The 21,056-nt window shown below is 48.3% G+C and carries 18 protein-coding genes; 11 read left to right on the top strand and 7 right to left on the bottom strand.

Annotated features, from left to right (window positions below; translation table 11 throughout):
• Positions 1 to 51 precede the first annotated feature (51 nt).
• Together ACWWD9_RS02815 and trhO are read left to right on the top strand one after the other, a co-directional pair.
• Positions 52 to 1,332: a YhjD/YihY/BrkB family envelope integrity protein gene (locus tag ACWWD9_RS02815; RefSeq protein ID WP_159355056.1), complete on the top strand. Its 1,281-nt coding sequence runs from the start codon at positions 52 to 54 to the stop codon at positions 1,330 to 1,332.
• A 114-nt stretch (positions 1,333 to 1,446) separates the two neighbouring features.
• Positions 1,447 to 2,406 (top strand): oxygen-dependent tRNA uridine(34) hydroxylase TrhO, encoded by a 960-nt coding sequence (gene trhO / locus ACWWD9_RS02810; protein WP_041370559.1) that lies wholly within the window; start codon positions 1,447 to 1,449, stop codon positions 2,404 to 2,406.
• Between the two features lie 80 nt (positions 2,407 to 2,486).
• Here the strand turns inward: trhO and ACWWD9_RS02805 are convergent, their stop codons facing one another.
• From ACWWD9_RS02805 to ACWWD9_RS02790, 4 genes are all read right to left on the bottom strand, one after another.
• Positions 2,487 to 2,978 (bottom strand): hypothetical protein, encoded by a 492-nt coding sequence (locus ACWWD9_RS02805; RefSeq protein WP_455867664.1) that lies wholly within the window; start codon positions 2,976 to 2,978, stop codon positions 2,487 to 2,489.
• A 190-nt stretch (positions 2,979 to 3,168) separates the two neighbouring features.
• Positions 3,169 to 4,164, bottom strand: coding sequence for an LLM class flavin-dependent oxidoreductase (locus ACWWD9_RS02800; RefSeq protein WP_455867663.1), 996 nt, complete (start codon positions 4,162 to 4,164; stop codon positions 3,169 to 3,171).
• A 94-nt stretch (positions 4,165 to 4,258) separates the two neighbouring features.
• Positions 4,259 to 4,645: a VOC family protein gene (locus ACWWD9_RS02795; RefSeq protein WP_015830886.1), complete on the bottom strand. Its 387-nt coding sequence runs from the start codon at positions 4,643 to 4,645 to the stop codon at positions 4,259 to 4,261.
• Positions 4,646 to 4,779: 134 nt separating this feature from the next.
• Positions 4,780 to 5,703, bottom strand: coding sequence for a LysR family transcriptional regulator (locus ACWWD9_RS02790; RefSeq protein WP_455867662.1), 924 nt, complete (start codon positions 5,701 to 5,703; stop codon positions 4,780 to 4,782).
• A gap of 108 nt (positions 5,704 to 5,811) precedes the next feature.
• Here ACWWD9_RS02790 and ACWWD9_RS02785 point away from each other — a divergent pair, with 108 nt between their 5' ends.
• Positions 5,812 to 6,561: an SDR family oxidoreductase gene (locus ACWWD9_RS02785; protein ID WP_015830888.1), complete on the top strand. Its 750-nt coding sequence runs from the start codon at positions 5,812 to 5,814 to the stop codon at positions 6,559 to 6,561.
• 83 nt (positions 6,562 to 6,644) lie between these two features.
• Positions 6,645 to 7,433: an SDR family NAD(P)-dependent oxidoreductase gene (locus ACWWD9_RS02780; RefSeq protein ID WP_455867661.1), complete on the top strand. Its 789-nt coding sequence runs from the start codon at positions 6,645 to 6,647 to the stop codon at positions 7,431 to 7,433.
• 404 nt (positions 7,434 to 7,837) lie between these two features.
• Here the strand turns inward: ACWWD9_RS02780 and ACWWD9_RS02775 are convergent, their stop codons facing one another.
• Complete coding sequence (locus ACWWD9_RS02775; protein WP_455867660.1) at positions 7,838 to 8,521, bottom strand: hypothetical protein; 684 nt, start codon at positions 8,519 to 8,521, stop codon at positions 7,838 to 7,840.
• 151 nt (positions 8,522 to 8,672) lie between these two features.
• Between ACWWD9_RS02775 and ACWWD9_RS02770 the strand changes: the two genes are divergently transcribed.
• The 7 genes from ACWWD9_RS02770 to ACWWD9_RS02740 all read left to right on the top strand — a co-directional run bounded on the left by ACWWD9_RS02770 (position 8,673) and on the right by ACWWD9_RS02740 (position 17,980).
• A complete protein-coding gene (locus ACWWD9_RS02770) occupies positions 8,673 to 9,893 on the top strand; it encodes a Fic family protein (protein ID WP_455867659.1) in 1,221 nt (406 codons plus the stop codon).
• Between the two features lie 7 nt (positions 9,894 to 9,900).
• On the top strand, positions 9,901 to 10,506 hold the full coding sequence (locus tag ACWWD9_RS02765) for a hypothetical protein (protein WP_455867658.1): 606 nt from the start codon (positions 9,901 to 9,903) through the stop codon (positions 10,504 to 10,506).
• Positions 10,507 to 10,681: 175 nt separating this feature from the next.
• Positions 10,682 to 13,345: a DNA methyltransferase gene (locus ACWWD9_RS02760; protein WP_455867657.1), complete on the top strand. Its 2,664-nt coding sequence runs from the start codon at positions 10,682 to 10,684 to the stop codon at positions 13,343 to 13,345.
• Complete coding sequence (locus tag ACWWD9_RS02755; protein ID WP_455867656.1) at positions 13,338 to 15,257, top strand: DEAD/DEAH box helicase; 1,920 nt, start codon at positions 13,338 to 13,340, stop codon at positions 15,255 to 15,257. The genes ACWWD9_RS02760 and ACWWD9_RS02755 overlap by 8 nt, the downstream gene beginning before the upstream one ends.
• Before the next feature lie 2 nt (positions 15,258 to 15,259).
• A complete protein-coding gene (locus ACWWD9_RS02750) occupies positions 15,260 to 16,426 on the top strand; it encodes a GIY-YIG nuclease family protein (RefSeq protein ID WP_455867655.1) in 1,167 nt (388 codons plus the stop codon).
• Between the two features lie 15 nt (positions 16,427 to 16,441).
• The gene (locus ACWWD9_RS02745) at positions 16,442 to 17,299 is read left to right on the top strand and encodes an abortive infection family protein (RefSeq protein WP_455867654.1); all 858 of its coding nucleotides are present in this window, start codon (positions 16,442 to 16,444) and stop codon (positions 17,297 to 17,299) included.
• Between the two features lie 492 nt (positions 17,300 to 17,791).
• A complete protein-coding gene (locus tag ACWWD9_RS02740; RefSeq protein WP_455867653.1) occupies positions 17,792 to 17,980 on the top strand; it encodes a type II toxin-antitoxin system MqsA family antitoxin in 189 nt (62 codons plus the stop codon).
• A 375-nt stretch (positions 17,981 to 18,355) separates the two neighbouring features.
• On the opposite strand, the gene ACWWD9_RS02735 is transcribed toward ACWWD9_RS02740, so the two are convergent.
• Together ACWWD9_RS02735 and ACWWD9_RS02730 are read right to left on the bottom strand one after the other, a co-directional pair.
• Entirely contained in the window at positions 18,356 to 19,579 is a 1,224-nt protein-coding gene (locus tag ACWWD9_RS02735; RefSeq protein ID WP_455867652.1) for a glycosyltransferase family 4 protein, read from the bottom strand.
• 62 nt (positions 19,580 to 19,641) lie between these two features.
• Positions 19,642 to 21,030, bottom strand: coding sequence for an HlyD family type I secretion periplasmic adaptor subunit (locus tag ACWWD9_RS02730; protein WP_455867651.1), 1,389 nt, complete (start codon positions 21,028 to 21,030; stop codon positions 19,642 to 19,644).
• Between the last annotated feature and the right edge of the window lie 26 nt (positions 21,031 to 21,056).

Raw genomic sequence — 21,056 nt, 5'->3', positions numbered from 1 at the left:
AAGGTTTAATGCAGCCAGCATTTCCATCCACGCAACTGGCGCAAGGTTACTTTGGCTATCAAGCTCAATCAGGTAAAAGACATAGGCAATCACCCGGCACTTGCCATGCCGCTCAACGCCTACGCCAGGCGGCGTTATCGCACGCCCTTTTTCATCTTTCGCGAGACCCTGAGCGCCTTCCAGCTGCATAACGGCTTCAGCATTTCGGCATCATTATCCTTTTATGCCATGTTTGCGCTGATCCCCATGGCGCTGCTGATTTTCTTCATGCTGAGCCATCTGGTGGTGTCATCCAACTACGCCATCGTCAAGCTGGCCATCCTTACCAGCAACCTGGTGCCCAAGTTCAGCCACCGCATCATGATCGAGGTCTATAACGTCTCCAAACACCAGGCAGTATGGGGGGCGTTTGGCATGTTCGCGCTATTCTGGATTGTGACGCCGTTGGCCGGGGCCTTGCGCTCAGCCTTTCACACCATAGCCTCCATGGTAGAAGAGCCCTCCTTTATCAAGCGTAAATTCAAGGATGTGATTGGCGTACTTGGCATTCTGCTACTGTTCTTTATCTTTACCCTCATGGGGCTGGGACTGGAAAAGGTGATTGATTTTTTCAATCCATCCGCCACGCACACCAAGCTGATTGATAACGTCAGCTCCATTGTCATCTGCACCGTGCTGATCGCCATTTTTTATCGCATCTTTTTCCCGGCACGCATTTCACTTAAAAACATCCTGATCGGCTCGGCCATTACCGGCATCATGTGGATTGCCATGCGCCCCGCCTTCGGCCTTTTTCTTTCGCTGAATCAGTCTTATGACACGGTGTTTGGCGGCATGAAAAACATGTTCATTTCCATCGGCTGGCTGTACTACACCTTTGCTGTATTTCTGCTAGGCACCGAGCTGATCTCCACCCTGCACAAAAAAGACGTGTTATTGCTGCGTGGTTTATTTGGCGAATTGCCCAAGGACAAAGAACACTACCTGCAAGAGTTGATGAACCGCTACGGCAAAATCTACCAGCGAGATGAATATGTCTTCCGCCAGGGCGAGCATGGCTTGGATCTTTACTACATCGTCATGGGCAAGGTGCAGCTGATCTTCCCTGGCGGCACCATTCGAGAGATTGGGCCTGGAGACTACTTTGGTGAAATGGCCCTGCTTACAGATAGCCCGCGCGTGGCCGATGCCAAGGTGATCACCGACCATGCCGATGTTGTGATTATCAGCGCCGACAACATCGAAACCCTGCTCATGGGTGAGCCCAAGGTGGCCATGCGCTTTCTCAAGCACATGGCGCGCCGCCTGCAACATAGCAACCACACGCTCTAAGCCTGCGATTTTTCAGTATAAATTCCGGTAAAATGCCGACCTTAACCCGTCAAACCATTTAGCCTTGTTTCAAACATGGATTATCATAGCGGGATTACGCAGGAGACCTTTGCAGTGCCCGATATTATTGTTGCCGCCCTATATAAATTTGCCCCGCTGGATGACTACCAAACCATGCAGCCCGGCTTGCTCGATCTATGTAACGCCCAAGGCCTGAAAGGCACATTGCTGCTCGCCGCTGAAGGCATTAACGGCACTGTGGCCGGTAGCCGTGAAGGCATAGATGCCATGCTCGCCTATCTGAAATCAGACCCGCGCCTGGCTGACCTGGAGCACAAAGAATCCTTCGCCGAAGAAATGCCGTTTTACCGCATGAAAGTGCGCCTGAAAAAAGAGATCGTCACCCTCGGCGTGCCTGGCATAGACCCCAATAAAAAAGTCGGCACCTATGTGAAGCCCGAAGACTGGAACGCGCTGATCAGCGACCCGGATGTCATCGTCATCGACACCCGCAACGATTACGAATACGACATCGGCACCTTTAAAAACGCGCTTGATCCGCACACCACCACTTTCCGGCAATTCCCCGAGTATGTGAGCAAGAATCTCGACCCCAACAAACACAAAAAGGTTGCCATGTTCTGCACCGGCGGCATACGTTGCGAAAAGGCCAGCGCCTTCATGCTGGAGCAAGGCTTTGAGAACGTCTACCACTTGCAGGGCGGCATTCTCAAATACCTGGAAAACGTGCCCAAGGAAGAAAGCCTGTGGGAAGGCGAATGTTTTGTGTTTGATCAGCGCGTGGCCGTCGGCCATGGCCTGGCACTAAGCGAGTACGACCAATGCTACGCCTGCCGCCACCCTATCTCGCCCGAAGAAAAAGCATCCCCGCACTACATGGCCGGCGTGTCCTGCCCGCACTGCTACGACAAAATCTCAGACGAGAAAAAAGCCCGCATCCTGGAGCGGCAAAAGCAGATAGAGCTGGCAAAAAAACGCGGCGAAGCCCATATCGGCGACGCGGCCAAAACCAAGCTGGAGCAGATCAAAGCCACCAAGCATCACGAAGAATAGCTTCACACGCTTCACCAATAAAAAAGCGCTGCATAGTCAGCGCTTTTTTATTGGATGTACTGCACTTTCAGAAAATTGATCTAAGGCGTGGTGACTGGAGGCGCACTGGGATCACTCGTCACGGGTGGCGCACTGCCATCCGGCGAAGTGACCGGCGGAGCACTACGAATAGTAGACGTCGCGGGCGCCGTTTTACCCGACACAGGTGGCGCGCTGGTCCCGGTCACGGGAGGCGCACTTGCTGGGGCCTGGTTGGAAGGAGTGGCCGTTGGATTTGCAGGCGAAAAAGTATCCGGCGAGGTAGAGTCTGTCCCCGGCGAACGCTGCGAGCCAGCAGGCGCAAAAGTATCGGGTGAAGAAGGCTCAGTACCCTGACGCGTGCCAGTCCCCGCAGGGGCCACAGTATTAGGCGAAGAAGGAGAAGTCGTTGGCGCGGGAGAAGTCGTCGCCCCTGTGCCACCACCGCCGGCTGGCGCCCCTGCCGTACCGCCGCCCGCGCCCACGCCCCCTGCCTGCAGGTTGGCACCCCATATCAACATCAATGCAATAGACCATAAGCGAATCAACTTCACGGCGTGCTCCTTAAGGTTTCGTTTCGTAAAAACTAAACCTTGAAGAGGCAGGGAGCCATAAGCTAAACGCTGAAGTTGCTGTCAGAAAGTGTTAGCTCTCCAATAAAATTCGAGCAACACTGTTGGTGGATGAAAATCCCCCCCTGCATCTTCAACCTTTTATTGATTCAAGATGTCTTGTTAGTTGAGATTATGCAATGACGAAATTTTCGTGAAGATTCGCAACAATTTCATAAGACCGAAGGCGGGCAGCATGATCAAAAATTTGCGATGTAATCATTAATTCATCCGCCTGAGTTCTAGCAATAAATGCATCGACGTCCTCTTTGACCTTATCTGGGCCACCTATCGCTGAGCATGAGAGTATTTGGCTGAGGAGTGCACGTTCAGCCCCGCCAATTTTCTCCAGGTAGTTATTAATCGGCGGAGGAAGCTTTGAGGGATTTCCTGTGCGCAAGTTAATGAATGCTTGTTGCATTGACGAAGCTAGCAAATTTGCGTCTTGGTCAGTCTCCGCTGCGATGACATTAAAGCCGAGCATGACATAAGGTTGGCTTAAGAACTTTGAAGGCTTAAATGTAGCTCTGTAAACCTCAATGGCCTGCATCATTTGTGCTGGAGCAAAATGAGATGCAAATGCGTACGGCAAACCAATCGCTGCGGCGAGTTGGGCACCGTAGAGACTTGATCCCAGAATCCATATGGGAATGTTAAGCCCCGTTCCTGGCACAGCCCGAACAGGCCCTCGCGGTTCATTTGAGAAATAATCTATCAGTTCCATCACATCTTCAGGAAAATCGTCTGCGTCAGAGGATAGATTGCGCCTCAGCGCACGTGCCGTCATTTGATCCGATCCTGGTGCCCGTCCGAGCCCAAGATCAATCCGTCCCGGGAATAAAGACTCCAATGTGCCAAACTGTTCCGCGATGACTAATGGTGAGTGGTTAGGTAGCATAATGCCACCCGCACCCACGCGAATCGAGGAAGTCCCCGCTGCTACGTGGGCAATCAAGATAGAGGTAGCTGCGCTGGCGATACCTGGCATTCCATGATGTTCAGCCAGCCAAAAACGACGAAATCCCCAGCGCTCCGCATGCTGCGCAAGATCCAATGTGGCTTGAAAAGATTCGGCCGCAGTACGGCCTTGTGCAATGGGAGATAGATCCAGTACAGAAAAATGAGACATTCGGCTTCATGTGCGTCGTAAGTGAATGTTTGGACAATGATTATATTAGAAAGGTCTATTCACGTGAAAGTATCGCTGTGGAACTGGACTCCTCTTAATTGCTTTCAGAATTCCCAATATTGGGTTGGTGGCACACCACCTCAATGTTGTGGCCATCCGGACCAATGACAAAGGCAGCGTAATAATTCTCGTGATAATGCGGGCGCAAACCCGGCGGCCCATTGTCTTTTCCGCCTGCTGCCATTGCAGCAACATGGAATGCGTCTACCTGACTGCGATTTTCCGCCGTAAAAGCAAGGTGCATGTGAGAGGGTTGCACCTTTGTCTCGGAAAGCCACAGCGAAGGCTTATTATTTCGGCCAATCCCTACGCTGGATGGCCCTTCCATCGCGATTTCACCCCCTAACGGCTTAAGCGCTTTTAGATAGAATGCCGTGCTCTCGGACAGATTTGTAACACCAATACCGATGTGATCGAACATTGCGACCTCCATATCATGGATAGATATTATGAGCTCCCAGCTCAATTGGATGTTCTGTCATCCAGATAAAACTTTTCCAAATTAAAGAGGATGGTTTTAATTTGTACTGTCGACGCAAAGAAGCCATTTGCGATTTAAATGGCTGACCACCGTTTTGCTAAATCTTGCTTCCTGAAATGTTCAATGACAAAGTCAATGAACACTCTCGTTTTGGCGGGCATCAGTTTTTTCGCGGTAAAGTAAATGGATATCTCACCTCCTTCGCTATACCAGCCCGGCAACACCCTCAGCAGGCTACCATCTCTCAAATAGGGCGTAGCGTGCGGCATTGGTACATGAACTATGCCCAAATCCATTAACGCCGCGCGGCAAAGTGCTTCTGGATCATTCAAGATCGCGCGTGGCAATGGCTCTACAGTCACTTGCTCACCCGTCTTCGTTTGGAGGTGCCAAGGCGTTACACGATTAGTAGTCTGAGAAAAGCGCATCAAGGTATCAAATGTATATAAATCCTCAGGGGTCTTGGGCAAGATTTTATTCTTGAGATATCCCGGCGATGCCACGAGGATGAGATGCACTTTCGCCAACTGTCGCATCACAATACCCGGCGAAATCTGAATGCCGCCGCCTATAGCCACATCAAACCCTTCTGCAATCAGGTCTACCTGTCGATTATCAAAACGCCAGTCTGGTTTTATATCCGGATACAACCTTAAGAATTCCCCAAGTAAAGGAAGTATCTGATCACGACCAAATGCCATCGCCATTCCTACTTTAAGCGTGCCCGCTGGCTTGCCTCCGGCATTGCTAGTATTGGCTATCGCGGCCTGGATCGTATCCAACCCTCCAGCCACTTGTTGCAAGAACTGCTCGCCGGCCTCCGTCAGTGTCAATTTTCGGGTGCTACGCTGAAACAATCGGACTCCCATATCCGCCTCAAGTTTCCCCACGTTTTTGCTAACGCCACCCGCCGTCATACTTAACCTTCGGGCGGCCGCTGAAAAGCTACCCAGTTCTGCACTTCGTACAAATGATTCAATGCCACGTAGGGTTTCCATAATGACCTTCTACTTTTGGTATAAAGTCATTCTACTTATACATGACTAGTACGCAAGCAATAACATGCCCATACTGAACTCATCATTCATCACAAGGGAGTTCTCATCATGAATCGTTTTCAACATAAGGCAGTATTAGTGACAGGCGGCAATAGCGGCATCGGCCTTGCAACGGCTCAGGCTTTCAGTAAAGAAGGCGCCCGCGTTGTGATTACAGGAAGAGATCAGAAAACATTGGATGAAGCTAAGAAGTCGCTGGGAGAATCCGCCATGGCATTGCAAAATGATGCAGGCGATCTCGCCGCAGCTAAAGCATTGGCAGAAGTCATTTCTAATGCGAATATCAAACTTGATGCCATTTTTATCAATGCCGGCGTGGCCAAATTCGCATCCCTGGAAGACGCGGATGAAGGCCTGTGGGATATGACATTCAATACCAATATCAAAGGTGCCTATTTCACCATCCAGGCACTACTCCCCTATCTCAATAAAGGCGCAGCCATCATTCTGAATGGATCCATCAATGCCCATATTGGCATGCCTAATTCCAGCATCTATGCTGCCAGCAAGGCCGCATTGATTTCTTTGGCTAAGACCTTATCCGCTGAACTTGTTGGACGTGGCATCCGCATCAATGTAGTGAGTCCAGGGCCAGTGGTAACGCCACTATATGGTAAGTTGGGTATTCCTGCAGAACAGCTGGATGCGGTAGCTTCAAGCATAGAAGCTCAAGTGCCGCTCAAGCGGTTTGGTACACCAGAAGAAGTAGCAAGTGCAGTGACTTATCTTGCCTCTACGGATGCAGCATTTATTGTAGGGACCGAGCTGATTGTAGATGGCGGCATGAGCCAATTGTAAATCCGCAACTTATCTGACCCATCAATATAAATAGTCGATTTCGCACATTCCCACCTGTTACATATTTTCAAAAGGACATCATCGTGGATCTTAAATTAAATGGAAAACTGGCATTAGTAACTGGCAGTACAGCCGGCATCGGATATGCCATCGCTGCCACTCTGGCACGCGAGGGGGCCAAAGTCATCATTAATGGCAGGACACAGTCAGCTGTTAACAAAGCAATAGCTGAAATCAAAACCAGCACCAATACTGAAGTCCTTGGTTTCGCAGGCGACTTAAGCACAGCAGATGGAGCCGACGCACTATTCAAACAATATCCCAATGTAGAAATCCTGGTGAATAATCTAGGTATCTTCGAACCTAAGCCGTTTGAAGAAATCCCCGATGCCGACTGGATACGATTTTTTGATGTAAATGTATTGAGCGGAATACGGTTATCACGCATGTACCTACCCTCCATGAAACAAGCAGACTGGGGCCGCATTATTTTTATCTCCAGTGAAAGTGCGATCCAGATACCCGCCGAAATGGTGCATTACGGCATGACCAAGACCGCCCAGATTGCCGTAGCAAGAGGCTTGGCTGAAACCGTGGCAGGCACAGGCATTACCGTCAATAGCGTGTTACCGGGGCCAACAAAAACGCGAGGCGTGGTAGATTTTGTGGATGCTCTGGGACAAGACGGACAGACGTTTGAAGAATTCGAAAAAGAGTTCTTTGAAAAAGTGAGACCCACCTCATTAATCAAGCGCTTTGCCAGCCCTGAGGAAGTCGCCTCTCTCGTGGCCTATGTCGCTAGCCCGCTAGCATCTGCAACAACAGGCGCAGCCTTGCGGGTGGAAGGTGGCGTATTGAAGGGGGCGTTTTAACATCCTTTGCAGCACCTTGAAGCCCCTTCACAGTTGATTGTGCAAGAAGGGAAGCCCATCTTGCATGTGCCGCTACCAGTGCTTTCTTTTTTAAATTCTCACCTGATCACTATCTATGCTTTACGGTGACTAGCTGCATACGCTGGCTCTATTAAAAAAAAGCAAAGTACAAAAGAAAAAGGGGTTACGCTTTCACGTAACCCCTTGTTTATTTTGGTGGGCCTCCTCGGAGTCGAACCGAGCACCAACGGATTATGAGTCGGCCAATAACACATTAAACAATTGATTATTATAGAAAATAAATATTATCTAAGCGTAACTAATATCAATTTAGGATCAGTAACTTAGCGTAATTTTTATTAGCTTAAAAAAACTAAGTACTGTACTGAAATTGTACCTAGTACTCATTGCCCCTGATTACCTGCAGTAAATACGTCGAGGAACAAATCCGACAATACACGCCATTCAACCCAGCGCTCCGTCTTGGCCTTGATATCAACTATCGACCACATATAAGAGCCTCGTTCAGATATGCCGCTCGGCACGATATGCGCACGTTGCTTATCCGTTTTATCGTAGATAAAGTCCACGTCGTCAGGTCTTGACGGCATTCTACGCATTACCAGTGGCTCAGCCAGCTTGTAATCCTTCGCAATCTCATGTTTCTCTAAAGGCATCCTCAAAAGCTCGAGGTCAGTCATAAGTCTATTGAAATCGTCAGCACCAGGTGCCAGCCCTCGCGCTCGTAGCAATCGAGCTATTTCGTACGCCGAACCTACCCAAAGCTCGGATAATAACCTTTGATATGTAAGGGCATAAGCAATGACCATATCATCGGATCGTAAACTTTCCGGACTGTAGAAGTCATTTTCCATCCCCCTTATCATCATGTCCAAATGACCAAGCGACTGCACAGAAATCATCAAAGTTGATTTTGGCAATAAGCCCCCCACTCTGATAGATGTATTTATCCAGCGCTCATATATAGCCCTCTGACTTGCAGCAGCTTGAGAAAATGCAGTAACTAGCAGCCTAGTTACCGTCACATCACTCCCAGTAGCGATGCCCCCATTAAGCTCATCACTCAATTTTCACGCTCTAAATTGCATAACTCAAACATCGGAAATAATACCGGCAATAAAATAATAGCATTACTATAAATAATAATTACTTTACAATAAGTTAGATAGGCATAATAATCGGCAAATGTCTTACATATTTCCAGATCACCCAAGGCAGATGGAACCACTTCTTTTCGAAGCTGACAGCATGCTTCTAGAGAAAAGTTATGCCTTGGCCATAGCGTCAGCCAAACTTTCAGCATCCATCCACCCGATATGTATAGATGCCGTAGCTAACCTTGTCAGCAATATGAATTGTTACTACTCGAATTTGATTGAGGGTCATAACACTAAGCCAATTGATATTGAACGCGCATTATCAGGTGACTATTCCAACTCAGCTGAAAAACGAGTACTCCAACTTGAAGCAAGGGCGCATGTTGAGGTTGAGAAAGCATATCTAGCGGAAGCTAAGGTTGATATTTTCTCAACCAATCTGATTTGTTCTATTCATCGTGACTTTTATGCCAAATTACCAGAAGAGTTATATTGGTCAACCTCAGCGGATGGCAAGAAAACCGAAAAAATCATACCTGGCAACTTGAGGTCCTCCGAAGTAGAGGTAGGTAGGCATTACCCCCCGCGATATAAAGCTTTGCCAGAGTTCATGAAAAGGTTTGAATCTGGCTATCAAGCCGCATGGAAAAGCAAACTCCCATACCAGTGCATGCCTTTGGTTGCCTGTGCGCATCAGCGCCTGCTTTGGATCCATCCCTTCCTAGATGGTAATGGACGTGTTGCAAGATTATTTTCTGTATTAGCAATGAAAACAGCAGGCATTGAAGGTATAGGGTTATGGTCTCCAGCACGCGGATTGGCGCGCAATGTGGATCAGTACAAATCTCTATTACAAGATGCCGACAGTCTACGCAGAGGTGATTTAGATGGCCGTGGCAACTTGTCGCTAAGTGCCTTGCAGGCCTTTAGTACATTTTTTGTAGATACTTGCATAGACCAAGTGAAATTCATGTCTGAAATGTTTGATTTGGACAACCTGGTGAAGCGGATCGAATACTTTTTTGGCGTGCTTTCGACATCAACAAACATCAAAAAAGAATCCCATCTTTTAGTTATGGAGGCATTGCGAAGAGGGGAGTTCTCACGTGGCGAGGCTTCACGGATTACAGGATTCGGCGAGCGCATGGCCAGAGACATGCTCGGTGAGCTGCTAAGGCTTGGCTTTTTAAGTTCCGACTCAGCAAAAGGCCCTGTTAGGATTGCCTTCCCTGCCGCAGTGACGGGTTATTACTTCCCCAATCTATTTCCTGCCGGGTCACCGATGGAAATAAATGAGTATATTGCGGAAAAGAGACTAAGCATCTTAGCTATAGATAAATAGGCCCAATATGTTCGAGAATATCATCCTTGGAATCATCGCTAATTTCATGACCGATTTCATCAAAAAATCACTTGGGGCCTCACTGATAAATATACCGCCGCCACTCGGCGAAACAGCACCCGAAGTATATTCATCGCACCCCAAAGAAATACAGGCAAGACGAATGCACAACCAAGAGCGCCGAGAATTTGTAATGGCTTCTTTGGCAATGCTACTAAATCTCTTTATGTTGCTGGGTATTGCTACTCTACTGCCCTTACTCATCAAGAGTATGAATGGGGTAATCGACTTGGAGCAGACAAGAATATCTGCCTCGCACTCTGTCAGCACCCTTCACCTGGCATTCACGCTGTTTACTTTTTTCGTTCTGCCATCGTTTTATATCGTCCAGAAAATAACGCAATATCTTGTGACATACATTCACAATGGGTGGAGCGATGTTGATCGTCAGAGAGTAGTACGTCTCTTTATTGGTTGCTGCTTTGTTTGGCTTCCAATATATGCTGGCGGACTCTGCTATTGGCTATTCCCAAAACTCTCACTCGCGCAATCTTTCGGTTATCCGATTGGTGGAGTTGCAGCTATGTTCTTGTATGCACTATCGCGCCGATAGCTCTAACTCGTCAATGGACGGATGTACCCACAAAATAAAAAGGGATGGTTTTACCGCACCTTAATTCAACGTGAGGCTGCCGAAGAAAGGAAACGGTTACGAGAAGAAAAATCTTGGCTTCATCAACGCGGGGGATTGTGTACTATACAAAACATTGAAACACTGACAACAGCATATGAACATCGCGCAGATTGAAGAGAATGTCAAAAAGTTACTGAAAACATCCAACCAAGCAAATTTTATTTATGACTTGTTGGACGTTTACGGTAAGCCAAAAGCCTCCATCACCCGCCTAAAAATGGTTGGCAAGGGCAGCTACAACCTCTCCAAGATTGCTGATGAGGTTCTTTGGAAGAAGCAGGTCTACTACAAGGCTTCCAACAGCGACAAGCTACTGACGGTCATCGATGAAATGAAACACTCCGAGGTGGTTGCCAAGCACCAGCCACGCTTCATCATCGCCATCAACACCACTCACCTTTTGGCGATTGATACCAAATCAGAGGACACCTTAGACATCCCTCTGGCAGAACTGAACAAGAAGTTTGATTTCTTCCTTCCGTGGGCAGGTTTGGAGAAGACCCAGGCTCAAGGTGAAAACCCCGCAGACGTCAAAGCCGCCGAAAAGATGGCGAAGCTGTTTGACCTGCTGCGTGCCGACAACCCCGCAACCACGGCACAAGAAATTCACTGGCAGAACGTGTTCCTGTCCAGGATCTTGTTTTGCTATTTTGCTGAAGACACAGGCATCTTCCCGCCCAAACTCTTCACCAACCATATCGGCTCGCACACCGCTGCTGACGGTAGCGACCTAGACGACTACCTGAAGCGTGCCTTTGACATCATGGATCAGGAAAGCCGTGAGGGTGTGCCTGAGTACCTGGTCGATTTCCCCTATGTGAATGGCGGACTGTTCGCTGACAAGCTGCCCGTTCCGAAATTCAATCGGAAGTCGCGGGCCATGCTCATTGAATGCGGCGCCGATCTGAACTGGTCCGAGATCAATCCCGATATTTTCGGTTCGATGATTCAGGCAGTGGTTGATCCCAGCCAGCGGGGCAACATGGGCATGCACTACACGTCTGTGCCCAATATCATGAAGGTCATTGAACCCCTTTTCCTCAACGAACTGAAGGAAGAGTTTGAGAAGCACGCAGACAGCAAAGCGAAGCTGGAGCAGCTTCTTCTCCGCTTGGAACACCTGAAGATTTTTGACCCAGCTTGCGGATCAGGAAACTTCTTGATTATTGCCTACAAAGAGCTTCGTGAGCTTGAAATGGAAATTTTCAAGCGACTGCAAGAGCTTTCCAAAGAAGGATTGATACCCCTTTCACGCATCAAGTTATCTCAGTTCTATGGCATTGAACTAGACGACTTCGCGCACGAAATCGCCATTCTTTCCCTGTGGCTCAAAGAACATCAAATGAATCTGAAGTTCAAGGCTCTGTTTGGACATGCCACCCCCTCACTTCCTTTGAAGAGTGGCGGCAATGTCATTTGTGCCAATGCTACAAGCATTGATTGGAATACGGTTTGCCCCAAGAAGGATGAGGATGTTTTCATTCTTGGCAATCCTCCCTATGTTGGCTTCCAGAATCAAACAGATGAACAAAAAGAAGAAATCATCAATGTCTTTGATGGCTTTGAAAATTTCAAGCGGATTGACTATATTGGCTGCTGGTTCAAAAAAGCAGCAGACTACATAGCTGGATCAAGCAATGCATCCTTTGCTTTCGTTTCCACCAATTCCATCTGCCAAGGCGAACAGGTTTGCATTATTTGGCCTCATGTCTTCTCTCTTGGCCTAGAGATTAGCTTTGCTCATCAATCTTTTGATTGGGGCAACAATGCCAAGAATCAAGCAAAGGTCACATGCATCATTGCTGGACTCAAGAATGCCAAAAGCATAAAAACAAAGGTCCTTTACAACGAGACTGTCTCCAAACAGGTCAAGAACATTAGCCCTTACCTGATTGACTCAGATACAGTCATTGTCACCCCAACCAATCGGGCCATCTCTAACATTGGGAAGATGAGCATTGGAAATGTGCCCCTGGACGGGAACAACTTCATTCTTTCTGAAGAAGAGAAAGACGAGATACTTAGAAGAGCACCAGCAGCCAAGAAATTCATCAGGAAGTACATGGGTGCTGCTGACTTCATGAGTGGCAACTATCGCTACTGCTTATGGGTCACGGATGCCACCAAAGATGAAGCAGAAGCTATTCCTCCAATCATGGAGAGAATCAACAAATGCCGTGAATTTAGGCAAGCTGGAGGTGTCGTTGCACGCCAGCATGTTGAGGTTAGCTATCGCTTCCGCACTCAACCACACCAAGAAACACCTTCAATCATTTTCCCTAAAACGACATCCAGTAGACGTGTTTATGTCCCCGCTGGATTCCTGGATCAGAACACTATCATTAGTGAGAAGGCCCTAGCTGCATACGATGCTCAACCATACCTCTTTGGTGTGTTGTCATCGAAGATGCATATGGTTTGGCTGTCTGTGACAAGCTCCAGAATGCGCAATGATTTTCAGTATTCCGTTCAGCTTACCTACAACACCTTCCCATTCCCAAAAGCCACAGACACTCAAAAGGCCGCAATCACTGAATGTGTTTTCATGATTCTTGCCGCGAGAGAGAGCTACCCTGAGAGGAATTTGGCTCAACTCTATGATCCAGAGAAGATGCCTGAAGACTTGCTTTATGCACATGAGTCTATGGATAGAGTTGTGGAAAGTGTCTATCGAGCCAAACCATTTGGCAATGATGAAGATCGGCTTGAGCACCTTTTCAAGCTCTACGAAAAAATGACGGGGAACCAGAATGCCTAATATCGTCGATGTCACCTATGCACAGACTGGTCAAAGCACCAGCACCAACCAATATGGCATGCGGGAGATGCAAGAACGAGCCTTTGAAGCTCGTAATGCTCAATACCTGCTGCTGAAAGCACCTCCTGCTTCTGGGAAGTCTCGTGCCCTCATGTTCATCGCTCTGGACAAGCTCATCAACCAAGGGCTGTCCAAGGCAATTATTGCAGTGCCTGAACGCTCCATTGGTGCTTCGTTTGACACCGTAGAACTGAGCAAGTTTGGCTTCTTCTCAGACTGGACCGTCGAGCCAAAGAACAACCTCTGCACGCCTGGTGGCGATCAGGGGAAGGTTCAAGCATTGGTCGACTTCATGAAGGGTCCAGACAAGATTCTGATCTGCACCCATGCCACCCTTCGCTTTGCTTTTGAGGCATTGGAAGAGTCCGACTTTGACAACGTGCTACTCGCCATTGACGAATTCCACCATGTCTCTGCTGATGGTGAGAACCGGCTTGGTGAGTTGCTGCGCACCGTCATGGCGAAGTCCGACGTGCACATCGTGGCAATGACAGGCTCCTACTTCCGTGGTGACAGCGTGCCGGTCCTCCTGCCTGAAGACGAAGCTCAATTTACCAAAGTTACCTACAACTACTACGAGCAGTTGAACGGCTACACCTTCCTCAAGTCTTTGGGGATCGGGTATCACTTCTACCAAGGCAAGTACACCACCGCCATCTGTGAAATTCTGAACACCGATCAGAAGACCATTCTTCACATACCCAATGTCCAGTCAGGTGAATCCACCAAAGACAAGTATGACGAGGTGGATCGTATTTTGGACATCATTGGCACGGTCACTCACCGTGACCCTGAAACCTGTGTCATTCACGTCAAGCGACATGGTGATGGCAAGGACTTGAAGGTTGCCGATCTCGTTCATGACGAACCCAAGGCACGCGATCGCATCGTTGACTACCTGCGCAAGATTGAGAAGCCAGAAGACATGGATCTCATCATTGCACTGGGCATGGCAAAGGAAGGTTTTGACTGGAAGTTCTGCGAACACGCCCTGACCGTTGGCTACCGCGGATCGCTCACCGAAATCATTCAGATCATTGGCCGCTGCACCCGCGACAGCAACAACAAGAGCCACGCTCAATTCACCAACCTCATCGCCCAGCCTGATGCCACTGACGAGCTTGTAAAGCTCTCGGTGAACAACATGCTCAAAGCCATCACTTGTTCCCTCCTTATGGAGCAGGTTCTGGCACCAAACTTCAAATTCAAGACCAAGGTCAACGACGACGATAAGAGCACCGACACCGAAATCAAGGTTCGTGGTTTGAAGGAACCAACCTCCAAGCGAGTGAAGGACATCATTGAATCTGACTTGAATGATCTGAAGGCAGCAATCCTCTCTGACGACAAACTTGTGAAGGCGCTGCCTGGCAATGTTGACCCCGAAGTGATCAACAAGGTCATGATTCCGAAAATTATCAAGATTAAGTACCCTGAACTGAGTGACGAGGAAGTTGAAGAAGTTCGTCAACACGTCGTGGTGGATTCGGTTATCAAGAATGGGGAGATTAAGCAGGAAGGCGACAAGCGTTTTGTACGCATGGCTGACAAGTTCATCAACATAGACGACCTGCACATTGATCTGATCGACCGGGTGAACCCCTTCCAGAAGGCATTTGAAATTCTGTCCAAGTCGCTGACCACGAAGATCTTCAAGGTAATTCAGGACACCATTGAAGCGACACGTGTGCAGATGAGTGACGAAGAAGCCATCCTGCTCTGGCCCAAGATCAAGGATTTTGTGAAGACCCACGGCAGAGAGCCAAACATCGCTTCGCTAGATCCTCTAGAACGCCGTATGGCAGATGCCGTGGTCTACCTGAAAGCCCAGCGACGTCAGCAAGGAGTCTGACCGTGGAGAAGGATGCCCTCCAGAAGATTCTGGAAGACGATGACATGGGCCTGCTCAATATCAAGCCCAAGCGTGCTGCGATCACGGTAGACGAACGACTACTGGCCTCGTTCCAGCAGATCAACGATTTCTATCGACAGCACGGCAAAGAACCTATTTCCAACCCGTCCAACATCGTTGAGTTCCAACTGTTCAACCGGCTGAAGGGACTTCGTGCCAGCAAGGAGAAGTGCGAAGCTTTGCAGGGGGTCGATGAGTTCAAGTTGCTGACCTATATGGAGCCAGCCAAACCCATCACCTCTGTGGCTGACATCTTCAAGGACGACTCGTTGGGCCTGCTGGACGACGAAGCCGCCAGCATCTTCGAACTGAAGCACGTGCCTTTGGTGAAGGAGATGCCCGATAAGATCGCCCAACGCAAACGCTGCCCAGATTTTGAGCAGTTTGAGCCCTTGTTCAAACAGTGCCATGCCGAGCTTGCTGCCGGTGTCCGTGAGGCACGCGGCTTCACGGGTGAGCAGCAGATTCAGCCTGGTCACTTCTTCATCCTCCACGGCATAACCGCCTATGTGGCTGAAGTCGGTGAGAAGGAAGTGAAGAACGGCAAGGTCAATGCCCGGCTTCGCTGCATCTTTGAGAACGGCACCGAGTCCAACATGCTGCTTCGTTCCCTTGCCACAGAACTCTACAAGGACGAGACGGGCCGCCGCATCCTTGACCCACATGAGAAGGCTCTTGAAGCTTTGGAGCAGATACGAGTAGGCGACGAGAAGTCAGGCTATCTCTACGTCCTTAAGTCCCTGAGCACTGTACCTGAGATCGCTGAGACGAAGAACCTCTTCAAAATTGGTTACTCTACAGTGCCCGTGCAGGAGCGGATCAAGAATGCGCCCGAAGAACCCACCTACCTCATGGCTCCGGTGAAGGTCATTTCTGTGTTTGAATGCTACAACCTCAACCCGCAGAAATTTGAACTGCTGTTGCACACCTTCTTCGGCAAGGCATGCCTTAATGTTGATGTGTATGACAAGCAGGGCAAACGGTTCTCCCCGCGCGAGTGGTTCATCGCCCCTCTTTATATTATTGAGGCAGCAGCCAACATGCTAATCAATGGCGAGATTGTGCACTACCGATATGCCCCTGATGCTCAGAGCATAGAAGAACGGTAAAGAAAGCCGCCCGCTATGAAGTTAGCTCCATTCACCATCAAGCATCTCGCCAAGATGATTTCTGGCGATACTGAAGGTTGGCCGTATCGCAGTGGCCCAGAACTTGTCAAACTATTCAACAGCTACGGATTCAGAGACGTATATGAACAGGGATTCCCAACAAGGTATGTCTTTGTCGAGGAAAAACTCAATGCATTGAATAGCAAAGATACGCTAAAGGAGGTCATCAAGGATTTGCTGGACCCTCGTAATTGGATAAATGCTAAAAAGGTATTGAAGCCAGTGGAGGAATGCGCTATCCAAGTAAATGACCTCGTCAAATACGACAACTACGAGATTATACGTGACGGGACGTTCTTCAAGGTCAGAGAGCTCAGCGGTTCACTCATCAAGGTAGAGGTTCCATTCAAAAAGGTATCTGCCCTCACCGAGATTGCTATTGAAGAGCAAATTAACAAATGCCGTGAAAAGATTGCATCGGGCGACTATGCCGGTGCGATCACCAATGCTCGGTCTTTGGTAGAGACCATACTGACATCTATTGAAAAGGAACTTGACCCGAATGCACCTGAGCCTGATGGCGACTTGGTGAAGTCTTACAACCGGGTTCGAGTTCTTCTGAACCTTGATCCCAGCCGAAAAGATATCTCTGACGCATTAAAGCAGGTTTTGTCTGGACTGACCTCAGTAGTGCATGGATTGGCTAGCATGCGCAATAAAATGTCTGATGCTCACGCAACCTCCTACAAGCCAGCCAAGCACCACGCAAAACTTGCAGTCAATGCTGCCAAAACTGTAGCGGATTTTCTCTTTGAGACCATGGCATACCAGAAGGAGAAAGGCACTTTGCCCAGCAAAACACAATGCCCGTGAAATTCAGGAGCTTTTGAACCTCACTTTAGCTTTGGGAGCATACCGCTCTCTAACTTTTTTGCGTTGCCAAATAAACACCTCATCAATTCTTCTGCACTTAATGAGCCCCTGAAAGTTTGAACAATTTTATGTGTCTTTAGGTTCGTAGACTGGATAGTGAATGAGTTGCACCTTGTATCCTATACATACCACATCATGCCCAACTTAATGCCAACACTCTATTGCCGATCATTTATTTTCATCCGATATATATTAGAAATACCGGCGACAGCCTATCCTGCACTAGGAAGGAATGCCTTAATTGCGTTGATAATATCAACACTTTTGAAACCCTGCGCCAGCCTCTGGCGCAGGGGCATTTGCAAGCAGCAAGAAGAAACTGCATTGCCCTGCAATGAATAAGGTATCACCGACATTTTTGCTAATAAGCCCCCAAACGATCACAATATCTATGCATCGCGATTAAATGTCGTCTCAGTCGGAGAGGTTGATATGAAATGTCCTGTTTGTGGTCAAGCAGAACTTGTTGCTGACACCCGCGATCTTCCTTATACCTACAAGGGACAATTGAAGGTCATTCAAAATGTTGCTGGTGAATTCTGCCAAGCATGCAATGAATCGGTTCTTAATGCCGATGAGTCGCGTCGAGTTATGGACTTGATGGAGGATTTCAATAAATGAGGTCAATTCTTCCTTTGTAGCAATTTCATCAGTTCATGAAACAATTGCTTAGCCTCCGCCTCCTTGATCTTCCCCTAACGGCATATCAACTTTGGATTCGGAAATCCGGCATTAGGCCGAGATTTTAGAAATGTGTTGATAATATCAACACGAACAGTAGCTGAAATTGCGTGGAGAAAACCGGTGTATGGCAGAACTGGCTTCGCCACTTGCGCCCTGCGCTGAAAAAATACGTCTAAAGCGCTTCGCGAAATATACGACAGAGTACTCTGCTAACTGGTCAATGTTCCCAACCCTGCTATGGTTTCCACTTGTCCCCTCTTCTTGTACTGTAAAGAATCCTTTCGTTAAAGATCAATTGCAGCCAGGTATATTTTATATCTGTTGCAATAGTTTGATTTGCTTGGGCAAACAAACTCGCTCCAGGTCATAGCGGTCAACAATTGTTGATCGAGCACTGGCCCGCATGTTTTTGTACGCTTCCGGATGATGTATAACGTCCGCAACCGTTTCTGCGATCGAATCTTTATCAAAAAAATCCACTAACAGCCCATTCTCGTTATGGCGAATGACTTCGGAAACGGGAGGTGTATTGGATCCAATCAATGTACATCCTGCCGCCATGGCTTCGAGCATTGACCAGGACAAGACGAATGGATATGTCAGATATACATGCGCTGATGAGATTTGAAGCAAGCTAAGGTATTTTTCATAAGGAATTTTCCCTACAAAGTGGACCCGGGAATGATCAATGCGGCCAGCCATTTCGAGCAACATTTTTTCTCGCCAATTGCCACCCTCGCTGGGTTTACGTCCGTAGCTGACATCATCACCTCCCACAATAATAATATGCGTATTCGGACACTCCGCCTGTATCTTAGGAATGGTACGCATAAACACATGAAAGCCGCGGTAGGGTTCCAGGTTACGATTTACAAACGTAATAACGCTGTCTGCTCGCGTGAAGGAGCGCCCATTCAAATCAAATACGGCTTCCGAACATGGCTTGACCACATTTGTGTCTACACCTTCATGAACAACATTTAATTTAGAATGAAAATATTCCGGGAATTGCTGAGCTTGCCAATGTGTCGGAGTCATGCCCAAGTCACAACTATCCAATGAAAGATGATGGGTTGCATTCTTAATGCTGAGCCGACATAGGTCATCAATGGTTGGGGAACCAAACTCCATATCAAACCCAATATCAGCACCTACTGCTTGGTAATAGAATTCGAAGTAACTGACTATTCGAGCGTCAGAGTAAATCTGTTTCAGAAAAAGTGCCTCTCCCCAGCCCGCATGAACAACAATCACATCCGGCACGAAACCTTTCTTTTTAAGATCGAGACATGCTCTAACGACGTGTTGCCCCCGCCTTATATTTGATTCAAACCCTCTAACGTAATGATGCGTAGCTTCGTTCGCCACAGGCTTATATTTATATGCGATAACCGTGACGGATGATGGCTGGCCGGCAGGTTTTCGATTCTGCTCATCGACCAAGGCAACCACTTGATTTCCAGGAATATTGGCAAGGGCGGGAGCCAGGTGCTTATATTGGCCGGGGAAATTCTGGTGTATAAAAAGATAGCGCATTAAATTTCACAGGTACTGAAGCTGTAGTGGGGAATGACCTATGCTGATTAAGAGGAATTTGACTATCGCTCTCGGGCCGCCTCATGAAATGCGCGACGAACAGGGGAAAGCAAATACTCCATGACCGTCTGGTCCGCCAACTTGATTTCTCCCGCGACTTGCATGCCAGGCGACAAATGCAGGCGATCACCATCGAGGACAAGTTCTTGCTGCTTCAAACGAATTAAGGTTCTAAACGTGAGCTGACCAGCAGATGGTGAATTGACGTCAGGTGACTGTTGAGGATTACTTTTATCCGTCGCATCCGCACTTACTTGGATTACCTCGCCGTCAATCATGCCGTATTTTTGGAAGGGATAGGCAGATAGCTTAAGCTTGACCTCTTGCCCTGGGCGAACAAAACCAGCATCTTCATTTTTGACCCAAACTTCAGCTTGCAAGGCCTCATTATTAGGCACTAAGGTCATTAATACTGTGCCAGGTGAGACCACCGTGCCCGGAGTATGCGTTGCGAGATCTTTTACAAAGCCGGACTGGGGTGCACGCAGCTCAAGAAGGCTATTCTTGTGGGATTGCTTTGCCCATTCCTGTTGCAATCGTTGATATTCGGCATACGTACTGACGCGCTCAGCTTCAAGCTTTTGACGATAATCGGACTGAATTTGCGCCATGCGGCGCTCCGACTGCACAATGCCCGACTGCAAGCTTTGAGCATTATATTGCTGGGCATTTAAATCTTGTTCCTTCTCGATGCGCTCCCTTCGCTTATCCATAACCATGAGGTTGCCTGCAAAACCATCTTTGCCCAATTTTTCATATGCAGCCTCTTGCTGCCGATATGAAGGCAATGTCTCCTCTAATTTCCGCTGAATAGCCAACGTCGCAGACAAATCGTGCTTGGCCTTTTGGAGGCTCGCTCTTTCAGCATCCAAATCGTCATCTAATGCTCGGCGATTGGAAGCATACTCGGCCGCGATACGAGAAAACAATTCGGGAGAGTCGTCTTTTTGACGAATAAAGGCTGCACCGTTTAGCTCTGCTTCGATACGGCGTAATTCCAGAGACTTATATTGCAAGGCGTGCTGGATGGTCAGGCTGTCAGCTTCAGAAAGATTACTATCCATACGGACAAGTACCTGACCAGCTTCAACATGCTGTCCTTCAGCAATTGCGATTTCTCGCACAATCCCTGCATCTGCTGGCTGAACAATCTTCAGATAGCTGATAGGGACGAGCTTGCCTTCAGCAACGGCTACCACGTCCAGCCGCCCCCAAATGGCCCATATCAATAATGCCATCAATAACAATAGGATCCCTCGTAATACCATTCTTGGCAAAGGTGAGGGGGATTGCTCCTGAATACTCAGCAGGCCTGGAGCGAACTCCAGGCCATATTGCTGCAGACGTTTCTTTGTTACCTCCGATGGCGCATCGGATTTAGGATCAACCATGCAACTGACTCAATTCACTGCCTTCT

This window comes from Methylovorus sp. SPW-M1 (assembly GCF_053848825.1).
This window is presented reverse-complemented; position numbering and strand designations above follow the sequence as displayed.

Coding starts and splice junctions, on each gene's coding strand:
- ACWWD9_RS02800 (WP_455867663.1), bottom strand. CDS start 4,164: ATGTCTCATTTTTCTGTACTGGATCTATCTCCCATTGCACAAGGCCGT.
- ACWWD9_RS02795 (WP_015830886.1), bottom strand. CDS start 4,645: ATGTTCGATCACATCGGTATTGGTGTTACAAATCTGTCCGAGAGCACG.
- ACWWD9_RS02790 (WP_455867662.1), bottom strand. CDS start 5,703: ATGGAAACCCTACGTGGCATTGAATCATTTGTACGAAGTGCAGAACTG.
- ACWWD9_RS02785 (WP_015830888.1), top strand. CDS start 5,812: ATGAATCGTTTTCAACATAAGGCAGTATTAGTGACAGGCGGCAATAGC.
- ACWWD9_RS02770 (WP_455867659.1), top strand. CDS start 8,673: ATGGAACCACTTCTTTTCGAAGCTGACAGCATGCTTCTAGAGAAAAGT.
- ACWWD9_RS02765 (WP_455867658.1), top strand. CDS start 9,901: ATGTTCGAGAATATCATCCTTGGAATCATCGCTAATTTCATGACCGAT.
- ACWWD9_RS02760 (WP_455867657.1), top strand. CDS start 10,682: ATGAACATCGCGCAGATTGAAGAGAATGTCAAAAAGTTACTGAAAACA.
- ACWWD9_RS02755 (WP_455867656.1), top strand. CDS start 13,338: ATGCCTAATATCGTCGATGTCACCTATGCACAGACTGGTCAAAGCACC.
- ACWWD9_RS02745 (WP_455867654.1), top strand. CDS start 16,442: ATGAAGTTAGCTCCATTCACCATCAAGCATCTCGCCAAGATGATTTCT.
- ACWWD9_RS02740 (WP_455867653.1), top strand. CDS start 17,792: ATGAAATGTCCTGTTTGTGGTCAAGCAGAACTTGTTGCTGACACCCGC.
- ACWWD9_RS02735 (WP_455867652.1), bottom strand. CDS start 19,579: ATGCGCTATCTTTTTATACACCAGAATTTCCCCGGCCAATATAAGCAC.
- ACWWD9_RS02730 (WP_455867651.1), bottom strand. CDS start 21,030: ATGGTTGATCCTAAATCCGATGCGCCATCGGAGGTAACAAAGAAACGT.